This window comes from Akkermansiaceae bacterium (genome assembly GCA_019634595.1).
Lineage (GTDB): Bacteria > Verrucomicrobiota > Verrucomicrobiia > Verrucomicrobiales > Akkermansiaceae > Luteolibacter.
This window is the reverse complement of record JAHCBC010000005.1, coordinates 266,231-279,422: the sequence shown is the minus strand read 5'-3', so window position 1 is coordinate 279,422 and position 13,192 is coordinate 266,231. Positions and strand designations below refer to the sequence as shown.

Genomic DNA, 13,192 nt, shown 5'->3' with positions numbered 1-13,192 from the left:
GAGGGGCGGATGTGCGGGGTGTGGGTTTTTGACAGCGGTGGCAGGAAAGCCATTCAGCGGTTGGCGGAGGGATCACTCCATGATTTCCAAGGACCGGCGGGAATTTCGTAATCCTCGGCGAAACGCCACTCCACCGTGGCTCCGCTGCGGAGGTTGAGGAAATCCCGGACAGCCGGACTGAGATCGATGCCCGCCCCATGGTTGCGGTTCGGACGCGGAGGTTCGCTGCCGAAAACATATTGGAAATGATCCGTTTCGAACGGCCCCACATCCTCCCACTGGGCATAGCAGACACGTCCGCCGTGATGGATCACAAGCCACCGTCCCTTGCAGACGGACACATTGTCGCCCCGGTAGCTCCGCCAGAACCAAGGGATGACCTCGCTGGCTTCCGGCCGGTGGCGGCCATCCTTCCCGATGTCATTGTAGGGAAGCGCCACGTAAAAAGGGTTCAACCGCGGAGCGAAACCCACCGGAGCATAGCCGTTCCGCTCCTCCGGGTGATCATACCCGCCGAAGCTGGCCTGCCAGCTCTGGTCCCAGGCGCTCTTCACGTTGGGGGTCGGGTTGTTCCCGGAAGGCTGCTCCCCCACCCAGAACACGGTGGCGGTGATGTTCCGTTTCCATGGCATGTTCGCCCGGATCCTGTCTTCGGACTGCTCCGCCACCCTGCGGGCCACCCGGGGGACTCCGAATGGATCGCTCAGGGAGGAGATCGCCGACCTGCGGTCTTCAAGAAGACCCTGATGCGCTGCTTCCAGCCGGTCGCTGAAAAGAATCGATGCGTCAGTCCCTGCGAGACTGACAACGATCCATCCCATCACCGCTATTAAATTTTTTGTCATTTGCGCGCAAAAAACTCGAACACAGATGCCTTCGGAATGCGCGGAGATTAAAAATATTTTGAAATCTTAACAAATAAAAAATGAATTTATTTGAACAAATTTAAAACTCACCTGTCGCCGCCTCTTTTTCCTCACCCTATGCGGGTTACACCCTCACAGCCACCTGATGAACGGGAGGTGTCATTTTCCCGATCCGGGTCCAAACTTCCCGGGAAGTAACCTATTCATCTAAAAAATCAAGATATTTTAAAAATCTTTAATGTTTGGTTCAACGAAGTTCCCTGCCACCGCTGAAGCGTCTCGCCAACTCCTGGAGGCTGATCTCGCTCAAAGTCGGCCTGCCATCCGCCGCACAATAGGGAAGCTCACACAAGAACAGCTCATCCAGCAAAGGCGCCGCTTCCTTCAGGCTGGCCTTCACCGGCTGGGCGGCCTTTTTCGCCAGCAGCTTCGCCAGCCTTTCGAAGGCAAAGCGTTTCCCCGGAACCCCATCGTGGAGGAGTTCGTCCAGAAGTTCCCGCATGAAAACGACCGGCTGGTCCACGGGGATCGATGCCGGGAGTCCTGATATCTGGAGCGTGTTCCCACCAAATCCGGCCACTTCGATCCCGATGTCACCGAGTGCTTGTCTTTCGTTCAGAACCACATCCAGGTCGCGTGGATCCAGTTCGATCAAGACCGGAACAAGCAGCCCCTGGACCGATATGCCCTCCCCATGGCGGCGCAGCAGTTCTTCGTAGAGAATCCGTTCACGGGCTGCCTTCGGATCGAAGATCACCAGCCCCTCCACACTTTCCAACAGGATATAACGTTGGTGGAGCAGGGCCAGGACGCGGAAACGGGCCGGGGCCGGATCTTCCAGCGGCACTTCCACCGCATCCGGGAGCACCTGCCCCTGCGCGGAAACCGGCAGCGGAGGTTGGATCGCCTTGGTGACGGTCGCCCATGGTTTCAACACGGGCGCGGATTCCCGGACCGGCCGGAATGAGGGGCCGGAAGCGACATCCGCCACCGGCACCACGACGGCTGCGGGGACCACGGGTGCCGGGGGCGGACGCAAGGCGTCGGCCACGGCTTCGACAATGACATCCTTCACATCGAGCGGCCGCCGGAACCTGACCTCCCTCTTCGCCGGGTGGACGTTCACATCCACCAACGACGGTTCCAGATCGATCCACAGCCAGGCGGCGGGGTGCATACCCTCCGCCAGCGCACCCCGGAAACCCTCCACCAGCGCCCGGGAGATCACGGGATCCTCCACCGGCCGGCCATTGAGAAAGACGAACTGGTGGCGCCGTCCCTTCCGCGCATGGCCTGTAGGCAGCAGCAGGCCGGAGACGGTCACGCCATTTCCGCGGGTTTCAGGCACCGTGATCAGCTCACGGGCCAGGTCCGTTCCCACAATCTGGCGGACCCGCCCGATGGCGGAGTCGGCGGGAGGAAGATCAAATACCTCCCGGTCATCCCGCCGCAGGCGGAACCTCACCCGGGGAGCGGCCAGCGCGTGGAGCCTCACCTGATGCTCGATGTGGGCGGACTCCGTGCTTTCCGCGCGCATGAATTTCTTCCGCGCCGGCATGTTGAAGAAAAGCGCCTTCGCCTCGATCACCGTGCCGGGGGCGCAGCCCGCATCCCTCACATCCCTCACCTTTCCCCCATCGACGGAGATTTCAGTCCCCACATCCACCCCGGGCTCCCGGGTGACCATGCGGAAACGGGACACGCTGGCGATGCTGGGCACCGCCTCTCCGCGGAAGCCCAGCGTGCGGATCTCTCCGAGGTCCGCCGAGGTCCGCAGCTTGCTTGTCGCGTGGCGCTCCAGTGACAGCAGCGCATCCTCCCGCGACATCCCGCAGCCGTCATCGCTCACCCGGATCAGCGCCGCGCCCCCCCGGTCCGTATCGACGCGGATCTCCCCCGCCCCGGCGTCGATGCTGTTCTCCACCAGCTCCTTCACCACGGACGCCGGGCGTTCCACGACCTCCCCCGCCGCCACCTGGCTGGCGAGGATGTCTGACAAAACCCGGATCTTTGGCATCGCGCCCCGAATTAACCCGTCTTCCTCCGGGGCATCAATCCCCAACCCTCTCCGTGAGGACAGATGGCATACCAGAACTCGGAGCCGTCTTTCCGCCCGGAAAAACACTCATTCCGTGCTTGTGTTCTCCACCGAAACAGCGTTTGCGTCTGCGTCCCGCGCCAACGGATCCGTTTTCCAAAGGCGTTCTCAGCATCGCACGTCTTATGGATACGCCTCCTTTCTCCGAACTCGGACTCCCAGACCAGCTCCTCGCCGCCGTCGAGGCGCTGGGTTATGAAAAACCTTCGCCGATCCAGGCGCTCAGCATCCCTCCGGCCCTCGAAGGCAAGGACATCCTGGGCCTTTCCGCCACCGGATCGGGAAAAACCGCCGCATTCACGCTGCCCGCGCTGGCAAAGCTGGATGTGAAGCTGGCCGTGCCGCAGGTCCTGATCCTGTGCCCCACCCGCGAACTCGCCGTGCAGGTCTGTGAGGAAGTCCACCGCCTGGGTGCGAAGCTCCCCGGCCTGCACGCCACCCCCGTCTATGGCGGTGCGCCGATGGACCGCCAGCTCCGCGCCCTGCGCATGGGCACCCAGCTCGTCGTCGGCACGCCCGGACGCCTGCTGGACCACCTGCGCCGCGGATCGTTCGATCCGTCCAACATCCGCATGGCCGTCCTCGACGAGGCGGACCGCATGCTGGACATGGGCTTCAAGGATGAGATGGACGAGCTGCTCGCCGCCCTCCCCGCGGACCGCCAGACGCTGTTCTTCTCCGCGACGATGAATCCCGGCGTGTCCCGGCTGATTCAGAAGTTCGGCAACGATCCGCAGAAGGTGGAGATCCAGCAGAAGGCGAAGACCGTCTCGACCATCGAGCAGTCCTACTTCGAGGTGCGCCAGCGCTCGAAGGTGGAGGTGCTTTCCCGCATCCTCGACATGAACCCGCCACGGCTGGGCATCATCTTCTGCAACACCAAGCGCTCCGTGGACGAGTGCACGGAAGACCTCATCAACCGTGGCTACGCCGCCGACCGCCTGCACGGGGACATCACCCAGCAGATGCGGGAGCGCACGCTGAAACGTTTCCGCGACGGCTCCGTGGAACTCCTTGTCGCCACCGACGTGGCCGCACGGGGCCTGGACATCGATGAGATCGACATCGTCTTCAACTACGACCTGCCGACGGACCCGGAGGACTACGTCCACCGCATCGGCCGGACGGGCCGCGCCGGACGCTCCGGCCGCGCCGTTTCCTTCGTCTTCGGCCGTGAAATCTACCGCCTGCAGGCCATCGAGCGCTATATCCGCCAGGTCATCAAGAGGGAGAAGATCCCGTCCGTGGAGCAGGTGGAGGGCCGCCGCGCCGACCTCATCTTCGAACAGCTCAAGGAACGCCTGGAGTCCGGGAAGTTTGATTCCCACCAGGAACACATCGACCGCCTGCTGGAGCAGGGCCACACCCCCACGGATATCGCCGGGGCGCTCGTCACCATGCTGCGTGAATCCTCCGGCCGCGAGGGCGAAGCAATCGAGGAGGACCGCGAGCGTGAACGCCCGGCCCGCCCCGTGCGCGAGCCCCGTCCGTTCCAGGAAAGGGAGGACCGTGGCCCGAGACCGGAACGCGGTGCCCGCGGCCCGATCGACAGGGAACCCGGCATGGCCCGCCTGTTCCTTTCGCTGGGCAAGACCCACGGCGTGCTGCCGAAGGAGATCGTCGGCATGATGTACCGGGAAGCCGGTCTGCCGGACGGCTGCCTGGGCCGCATCACCCTTTTCCCGAAGCACTCGCTCGTCGATGTCCCGGCGGAAATGGCCGACCAGGTCCTCCAGCGCACCCGCAACGCCCGCCTGCGCGGCAGACCGTTCCGCATCGATTACGACCGCGGACCGGAGTGATCGCGTGATCGGATGATCTCCCATATCGGAGAGGGGCGGGCGATGTCCGCCCTTCTTTGTGTCCATTCATCACCGGCGTTTCTTTCCAAACGGAAGAAACGTCAGTTCCCGCCGCTGGCTTCGTGCAGGTATTGGCAGATGAGGGGTATCCTGTCCGCCACGGCGTCCATTTCCAGCAGGCGCTGGCGCAGGTCGGGTTCATGGACGAACTGCTGGCTGACGATGTCCGTCATGAGTGCGGGGGTGTCCGCCCGGTCGATCAACGCGAGGATGCCGTCCCGCACCACCTGCGGCAGGGAGCTGATGGAGTCTTCCACCGCCCCGCGGAGCGTCCGCATGGCTGCCTGAGCCTGATGCTCCGGCTGGAAATGGGAAACGAGTGGCTCGATGGTGGCGGAGGGATAGGGTTCATCCGAGTGCCACCGCAGGAAACGCACCCTCATCACCCCGTGCAGCAGCAGATGGGAGGTCCCGTCGTCCTGCTCACGCGAGGCCCTCACCAGACCGATGGTTCCCACAGGGGCGGAACAGTCCGCGGGGCGGGTGCTTTCATCCCCGAGCAGCCGTGTGACGGCGAAGAAGCAGTTCCCCTCCATGGCCTCTTCCAGCATCCGCCGGTACCTCGGCTCGAAAATATACAGCGGCAGACCGCCATGCGGGAACAGGGTGCAGTCCGGCAACAGCATGACACCGCATCTTTCCGGAAGTTCCAACCCTGACATTTCCCATCAGATAAACACCGCAGGGTGTCGCGCGCAACCGTATCCGTGAGCTTTTGGCTTGAAAAGATCGCCCACCCTGTTTTTTCAAACAGCAATCCGGACCTGCGCCGCTAAGACGCCTGTCTCACCAATCATTCCGTCTCTCATGATCGAAGTCGAAAACCTCACCAAATCCTTCGGAACCAAAGTGGCCGTGGACAACCTGTCTTTCTCCGTGAAAAAGGGAGAAGTGCTGGGATTCCTGGGACCCAACGGCGCCGGCAAGTCCACCACCATGCGGATGGTCACCGGGTTCTTCCCACCCACCTCGGGCGAAGCCAAGGTCTGCGGCATCTCCGTGACGGACCGGCCGGCGGAGGCGAAGACCAAAATCGGCTACCTGCCGGAGTCCGCCCCCCTCTACAATGACATGACCGTCACCGGTTTCCTGAAGTTCTGCGCCAGCGTGCGGGGGCTGCGCGGGAGCGACCGCAACGATGCGGTGGAAAAAGCCATCGAGACCTGCTTCCTCCAAAGCGTGGCACGGCAGTCGATCGACACCCTTTCCAAAGGCTACCGGCACCGCACCTGCCTGGCCCAGGCGCTGCTCCATGACCCGGAGGTGCTGATCCTGGACGAGCCGACGGACGGCCTTGACCCCAACCAGAAGCACGAGGTCCGCCAGCTCATCAAGCGGCTGGGCCAGAACAAGGCGATCCTGTTCTCCACCCACATCCTGGAGGAGGTGGAGGCCTCCTGCACCCGCGCCGTGATCGTGGACCGCGGCAAGATCGTCGCGGACGGCACCCCCGCAGAGCTGATCGAGCGTTCCGGCACCGGCTCCCTCACCGACCTGTTCCGCTCCGTCACCACCCGGGACACCGCAGCAGCCTGATCCCCCAACAGCCCATCTTTTCCCAAATCCATGTTCACGATCTACAAACGCGAGCTGAAAAGCTACTTCACCCAGCCCACCGCCTACGCGATCATCGTCATCTTCCTGCTGTTCGCGCTGGGCTTCACCTTCTCGTTCGGCGCTTTCATCGCCGCGGGCGACGCCTCCCTGGAGTGGCCGTTCTTCGCCTGGCATCCCTGGCTCTACATGCTGCTGGCACCGGCCGTCGGCATGAAACTGTGGGCGGACGAGCAGCGCACCGGCACCATCGAGCTGCTGGGCACCATGCCGATCTCCACCTGGAGCGCCATCATCGGCAAGTTCCTGGCCCCGGCGACGGTCTGGTTCCTCGCCCTGCTCCTCACCTTCCCCATCGTCATCACCGTCAACTATCTCGGTGAGCCTGACAACGGGGCGATCCTTTCCGGCTACCTCGGCAGTTTCCTGGTGTGCTGCACGTTCATCGCCATCACCATGCTGGTGTCCGCCTGCACCCGGGACCAGGTCGTCTGCCTGATCGTTTCCTCCGCGGTCTGCGCCATCATGGTCATCGTCGCCTATGAGCCGGTCGTCACGGAGCTGCGGAAAATCGCCGCTCCTTCGGTGGTCGAGGTACTCACCTCCTTCGGCGTCTGGGAGCATTTCCGCTCGCTCACCCGCGGGCTGTTCCGCGTCCAGGATCTGATCTGGTTCGGCAGCCTCATCATCCTGCCCCTCCTCGGCACCGGCGCCATCCTTTCGGCCAAGCGCGCCTGACCATCCGCAACCCAATATTCCTTTCCTCCACCAACCATGGCCAAAACCACACATCCGGTTACCCGGGCGGCCCTCGGCATCGCAGCCCTCACCGCCATCGCCATCCTCGCCAACTGGCTCATCTCCCTCACTCCCTTCGGGAACAAGGGGGTGGACTTCACCGAAAACAAGATCCTCACGCTCTCCGAAGGGACTCGGGGTCTGGTTTCGGAGCTGGATACCCCGGTCGTCATCCGCTACTACGCGACCCGCAACTCCCCCTACATGCCGGAGGATCTGAAGATCCACATGCGGCGCGTGGACGACCTGCTGAAGGAGTATGCCTCCCTTTCCAACGGCAAGATCCGCATCGAGAACATCGACCCGCAGCCGGACACGGACGCGGAGGACTCCGCCAACCTGGATGAGATCAGCGGCCAGCGCATCAACGACGAGAACCTCTACCTCGGCATCGCCGTGGCGTGCCTGGACAAAACCCGCGTCCTCCCGTTCCTCGATCCGAACCAGGAAACGATGTTCGAGTATGAACTCTCCAAGGCCATCTCCGAGGTGAGCACTCCGAAGAAGCCGGTGGTGGGCGTGATGTCCGCCTTCAACCTGGCCGGCCAGCCGGCGATGATGCCCGGCCAGCAGGGCACCCCCGCCTGGGTCGTCTTCCAGCAGCTCAAGCAGTCCTATGAGGTGAAGTACCTGCCGCTGAACCACACCGAGCTGGATCCCAAGGAACTGAAGGTCCTCCTCGTCTTCCACCCCGCCGGCATCACTCCGGAAGGTGAATTCGCCATCGACCAGTACCTTCTCGGCGGCGGCACCGTGGTCGCCGCCCTCGATGCCTTCTCCGTCTCCGCGCAGATGCTGGGCGGCAACAGCAACCCGATGATGGGCCAGCAGGGTACCCCGGTCAGCTCCAACCTGCCGGAGTTGCTGCCCGCATGGGGCGTTTCCTTCGAGTCCGTGAAGGTGTTGGCGGATCCCACGCACTCCACCGCTCTCGGTGGCAACCGCCAGGGACTCGCCGTGCTTTCCCTGCCGCAGTCCTCCATGCCCCAGAAGGACAACGTGATCACCAAGGACCTCGGCTCCGTGGTGCTGTTCCTCCCCGGCGCGTTCAGCCGCACGGGCGGCAGCGGGGTGTCCGTCAACACACTCATCCGCTCCTCCACCGAAGCCGGATTCGTGGATGCCGTCCGCGCATCCCAGATCGACCCGAGCCTAGCCACCTCCCTCAAGCCGGAGGGCAAGGCATTCGATCTGGTCACCCACCTGAGCGGGAAGTTCAAAACCGCCTTCCCGAAGGGCAAGCCAACCGCGGACGGGGAGGAACCGAAAGAAGAAGAGAAGAAGGAAGGCGAAGCCGCCAAGCCCACCCACCTCACCGAAAGCGCGCAGGACGGCAACGTGTTCCTCATCGCGGATGTGGACGCTTTCTATGACCGCTTCGCCTACAACGTGCAGAACTTCGGGGGCATGCAGATGGCCAGCCCCATGAATGGCAACGCGACGATGCTCTTCAACATCATCGACCAGGCCATCGGTTCGAAGCACCTCATCGGTTCCCGCTCCCGTTCCGCCCTCCGCCGGCCGTTCACGGTCGTCCAGGAGATGGAAGCGGAATTCAACAAGAGCGTGGGAGCGAAGATCACCGAGTTCGAGGACAAGCAGAAGGAAGCCCAGCGGAAGCTTTCCGAGCTGCAGGCGCAGAAAACGCAGGGCAGCGAGCTTTACCTCTCCCCGGAGCAGGAGGCTGAGATCCGCAAGCTGCGCGCGGAGCAGGTCAACTACGCGCGGATGGTCCGCGACCAGCAGAAGGAACTGCGCCGCCAGAAAGATGAACTGGGCGGCAGGATCACCCTGCTGAACGTGGCCGCCATGCCCGCCCTCGTCGTCCTTTTCGGCTTCGGCCTCTTCCTGAAGCGCCGGTCATCCACCCGTGCCCGCTGATACCGCGGGAACCCGAGTCACCCAACCAAAGCAATTTCCCCATTTTCCCATGAACAAACGTCAGGTCATCATCCTCTGGATCGTCGCCGCCGTACTGGCGGCCTCGGTCGCCCTCATCAAACGCGGAAAGGACAAGGAGATCAAAAGCGCAACGAACCGCGCCGCAGGCCAGACCCTGCTGGAGTCCTTCCCCGCCGGCGATGTCACCACCGTTGAAATCAAGGGCGCGGACTCCTCCGTGACACTTGAAAAGAAGGACGGCAAGTGGGTCATCCCACAGCGCGAGAACTTCCCGGCGAAGTCAGGCGGAGTGAACAGCGTCAACGATCTGCTCCGGACCGTCGGTGAACTCAAGATCGCCCAGAGCATGCAGGCGGGCCCGTCCTTCGCCGCACGCTTCGGCATGGATGACAGCTCGGAGGATCCGAAGGAGCGCGGCATCAACGTCACCTTCAAGGACTCCGCCGGAAAGGAACTGGCCCACATCACCGTCGGCAAGAACATCGAATCCGCATCCGGCAGCGGGGTTCCGCTGGCAGGCGGCGGATCCACCGGCCGCTTTGTCCGCAACCATGCGGATGACTCCGGTTTCTACGCCGTCAGCGAGCTTTTCTCCAGCCTCAGCGACCAACCGAAAAGCTGGCTCGCCGCGGACGAATTCCTCCGCGTCGAGAAGATCCAGTCGATCTCCGTGACCCAACCGGGCAAGGAAGACATCGCCTGGAAAGTGGTGCGGGACAAGGAAGACGCCGAATTCACCCTTGATGGAGCTGCCGCCGGTGAGGCCATCGACCCTGCGGCCGCCACCTCCCTGAAGAGCCTGCTCGCCTACAACCGCTTCGACGATGTCGTGACCAAGGCCGAGGTGGAGAAGCGGGCCGTCGCGGACCAGAAGCGCGTGGCCAGCATCAAGACCTTCGAAGGCATCACCTACACCATCACCTTCACCCCATCGAAGGCGGCGGACAAACCCGCATCCTCCAACCCGGAAGATCCCTCCCCCGCCGCGGAAGACACCTATCTGGTGACCGTCGCCGTGGAGGCGGACATCCCCAAGGAACGGAAGAAGGAGGAAGGCGAAAAGCCGGAGGACGCCAAGGCAAAGGATGAAGCGTTCGCCACGCGCACCAAAGAGCTGAATGATACGCTGGCCAGGGTGAAGGCATTCGCGCCCTACACCTTCCAGGTGGCGAAGGCCAGTTTCGAGCAACTGCTCAAAGACCGCGCGACCCTCACGAAGCAGCCCGATCCCCAGCCACAGGATCAGGGTGCCCAGGGCGCTCCCCAAGGAGGAGGTTTCAACCTCCCTCCCGGCATGATCGTCCCGGGAAGCGGCCCGGCCAACCAAGCGGTGACGGAGCCGGTCGAAGCGGTCACCCCTCCGGTCAGCATCCCCGCCGCCGATGAGAAAGCGGAGGGAGAGAAGGCACCTGAAGAGAAACCCGCCGAAGCCCCTGAGAAGGAGTAATCCCTTTCACATCCGATCAATTCAAATGGCCCGGTGACACCGGGCCATTTCTGTTTGGAGGCAGAGGGAGATCACCACTGCACTGTCTCCCATCAGGGAGAACCGCTCCTTCGCCACCCGGTCCGCCGGAAGCGGATGCCCCCCAAACCTGAAAAATAAACGAAAAACCGGGATTTACCCACACGTATTCCGCTGCAACCCAAAGCTTCGGACCTGTGATTTCCCGCCACGCCACTCTCCTCATGCTCTCCGCGCCGTTCGCCGTCGCCGCGGACAAGGTCACTTTCGACGATCACGTCCTGCCCGTTTTCCAACAAGCCTGCCTCAACTGCCACAACCCCGACAAGGCCAGGGGAGGCCTCGACCTCTCCACCTACGGCGCGACGCTCAAAGGTGGTTCGGGCGGAAAGATCGTTGAGCCAGGGGACGCCGGTTCCAAGCTGCTCGGCTGCGTCATCCAGTCCGTCGAACCGAAGATGCCGCCTGAAGGTGACAAGATGGCGGGTGCGCAGATCGACGTCCTGAAGCAGTGGATCGAAGGCGGCCTGCTGGAGAACAAGAGTTCTTCCGCAAAGAAGCCTTCGAAGCCGAAGTTCGAGACCACCATGGGTTCCGACCCCGCCAAAAAGCCGGATGGCCCGCCGCCGATGCCGCAGCATGTCCTGCTGGAGCCGGAGGTGATCACTCCGAAGGCATCCTCGGTTCATGCATTGGCGGTCTCGCCGTGGGCTCCGCTGATCGCGGTGACCGGCCAGCGGCAGATCCTGCTGCACGATACGAACACCCTGGAACTGGTGGGCATCCTGCCTTTCCCGGAGGGTGACCCCATCTCGCTCGCCTTCACTCCGGACGCCCGCTATCTCATCGTGGGCGGTGGCATCCCCGGCAAGTCCGGCATCACGGTGACCTTTGACGTGACGAACGGCTCGCGCCTGCTTTCCGCCGCGAAGGAATTCGACTCCATCCTCGCCGCCGACATCAAGCCCGGCTTCGACATCGTCGCCACCGGCGGTCCATCCCGCCTGCTCAAACTCTGGAAGACGGAGGACGGCGAGATGATCACCTCCATCAAGAAGCACACCGACTGGATCACGGCGCTGGACATTTCCAACGACGGCGTCCTGCTGGCCAGCGGCGACCGCAACGGCGGCGTGTGGGTCTGGGAAACGGACAGTGGAAATGAATTCCACACCCTGCGGGCGCACCAAGCGGGCATCACCGGCCTCGCCTTCCGCTCTGACTCCAACATCCTCGCCTCCGCTTCCGAAGACGGTTCCGTCCGCATGTGGGAGATGAACAACGGCGGCGAGGTGAAGAAGATCGACGCCCACCCGGGCGGGGTGACCGCCTTCGCCTTCGCCCGCGACGGCTCTTTCATCACCGCCGGACGGGACAAGAAGGCGAAGCTGTGGAAAGCGGACTTCAACCTGCTGAAGGAAATCGGCCCGTTGCCGAAACTCCCCACCTCCGTGGTCATCGACGTCGAGAGCAAGAAGGCCTTCGTGGCCGATGCGCTGGGCACCATCCGCGCCTTTGACACCACCGAGGGCAAACCTCTCGGCGAGATCCATGCCAATCCTCCGGCGATCGAAACCCGCATCAAGACACTGGCCGAACGCGCAGGCACCCAGAACCAGCGGCTGGCGGATGCGGAGGCGGCCGCCAAGCAGAAGGCCGCTGCCGTGGAAGCCGCCAAGAAGGCGCTCGCCGATGCCGAGAACACCCTCAAGCAGTCCAGGGAAATCGCCCAGGCCTCCAAGGCGGGCGCGGACAAGGCGAAGCAGGAACTGGACGCCCGCAGAGGCGCGCGCCAGAAGCAGCAGGAGGAAATCAACCGCCTCGCGGAAGCGAAGAAGGCCGCACAAGCTGATACCGACGCGAAGAGAGCCGCGCTGGCCGCACTGCCGGAGGACCAGCGCGACCCCGCCCCGCTATCCGCCGCGGAGCAGAAGAACCGCGAGATCGGCGACCAACTGGTGAAACTCCAGCAGGCCTTCGATGCCCCCGCCAACCAGGAAGGCCCGCTTGCCTCCGCCTTTGAGATGGCGAACAAGACGGCAGGCGTCGCCCAGGCCCGGATCAAACCCGCGGAAGACGCCCTCCCTCCCCTGCGCAAGGCCGTGGAGGAAGCGGGCAAAGGTGCGGCCGCCGCCGTCGCCGCTGCGGAAGCGGTGAAGAACGAACTGCCGCAGATCAAGGTCGCGGAGAAGCACTGGCTCGCCGCCGCCATCAACGCCAGCGCCATCAAGGCCACGGCGAAGGCGGAAACCGCCACCGAGGAATCCGAAGGCGAACTCGCCGGCTTCACGGATGCCCTCAAATCCCTCGAAGCCCAGTTCGCCGTCATCACCGCGAAGCGTGATGAACTCGGCAAGCTCCAGGAACGTCTCACACAGGCTGATCTCGCCGCACCGATCAGGGAGGAATTGACCGCCACCGCCACCGCCGTCGAGGCTGTCATCCAGCGGGAAACCGCCACCCTGCGGAAGCTGCAGGACGACACTCTCAGCGCCCGCTCGACCGTCGAACAGAAGCTCCCCGCCGCCTACCTCGCCTCTTCCGAAGCGAGCCAACTGAAGGCCGCCTACGACAAGGCACGGCAGTAATCCCGGCTGGCCGCATTTCACCAGATTCCCGGCTACGGTCCGGGAACGGTGGAGATCCG

9 protein-coding genes are annotated in these 13,192 nt (G+C 63.5%); 6 read left to right on the top strand and 3 right to left on the bottom strand.

Annotation, left to right across the window (positions count from 1 at the left end; translation table 11 throughout):
• Positions 1 to 53: 53 nt before the first annotated feature.
• Both KF712_19170 and mutL read right to left on the bottom strand, forming a co-directional pair.
• A complete protein-coding gene (locus tag KF712_19170; GenBank protein MBX3743114.1) occupies positions 54 to 821 on the bottom strand; it encodes a hypothetical protein in 768 nt (255 codons plus the stop codon).
• 292 nt (positions 822 to 1,113) lie between these two features.
• Positions 1,114 to 2,865, bottom strand: a complete 1,752-nt coding sequence (gene mutL, locus KF712_19165) for a DNA mismatch repair endonuclease MutL (protein MBX3743113.1) — start codon at positions 2,863 to 2,865, stop codon at positions 1,114 to 1,116.
• A 224-nt stretch (positions 2,866 to 3,089) separates the two neighbouring features.
• On the opposite strand from mutL, the gene KF712_19160 reads away from it, so the two are divergent.
• Positions 3,090 to 4,766: a DEAD/DEAH box helicase gene (locus KF712_19160; GenBank protein ID MBX3743112.1), complete on the top strand. Its 1,677-nt coding sequence runs from the start codon at positions 3,090 to 3,092 to the stop codon at positions 4,764 to 4,766.
• 101 nt (positions 4,767 to 4,867) lie between these two features.
• Here KF712_19160 and KF712_19155 read toward each other — a convergent pair whose 3' ends face one another.
• Complete coding sequence (locus KF712_19155) at positions 4,868 to 5,452, bottom strand: LON peptidase substrate-binding domain-containing protein (GenBank protein MBX3743111.1); 585 nt, start codon at positions 5,450 to 5,452, stop codon at positions 4,868 to 4,870.
• Between the two features lie 181 nt (positions 5,453 to 5,633).
• Here KF712_19155 and KF712_19150 point away from each other — a divergent pair, with 181 nt between their 5' ends.
• The 5 genes from KF712_19150 to KF712_19130 all read left to right on the top strand — a co-directional run bounded on the left by KF712_19150 (position 5,634) and on the right by KF712_19130 (position 13,133).
• Complete coding sequence (locus tag KF712_19150) at positions 5,634 to 6,362, top strand: ATP-binding cassette domain-containing protein (GenBank protein MBX3743110.1); 729 nt, start codon at positions 5,634 to 5,636, stop codon at positions 6,360 to 6,362.
• A 30-nt stretch (positions 6,363 to 6,392) separates the two neighbouring features.
• Positions 6,393 to 7,118, top strand: coding sequence for an ABC transporter permease subunit (locus KF712_19145; GenBank protein ID MBX3743109.1), 726 nt, complete (start codon positions 6,393 to 6,395; stop codon positions 7,116 to 7,118).
• A 36-nt stretch (positions 7,119 to 7,154) separates the two neighbouring features.
• Positions 7,155 to 9,059, top strand: coding sequence for a Gldg family protein (locus tag KF712_19140; protein ID MBX3743108.1), 1,905 nt, complete (start codon positions 7,155 to 7,157; stop codon positions 9,057 to 9,059).
• A 49-nt stretch (positions 9,060 to 9,108) separates the two neighbouring features.
• Positions 9,109 to 10,527 (top strand): DUF4340 domain-containing protein, encoded by a 1,419-nt coding sequence (locus KF712_19135; protein MBX3743107.1) that lies wholly within the window; start codon positions 9,109 to 9,111, stop codon positions 10,525 to 10,527.
• Between the two features lie 215 nt (positions 10,528 to 10,742).
• A complete protein-coding gene (locus KF712_19130) occupies positions 10,743 to 13,133 on the top strand; it encodes a hypothetical protein (GenBank protein MBX3743106.1) in 2,391 nt (796 codons plus the stop codon).
• Positions 13,134 to 13,192: the final 59 nt, after the last annotated feature.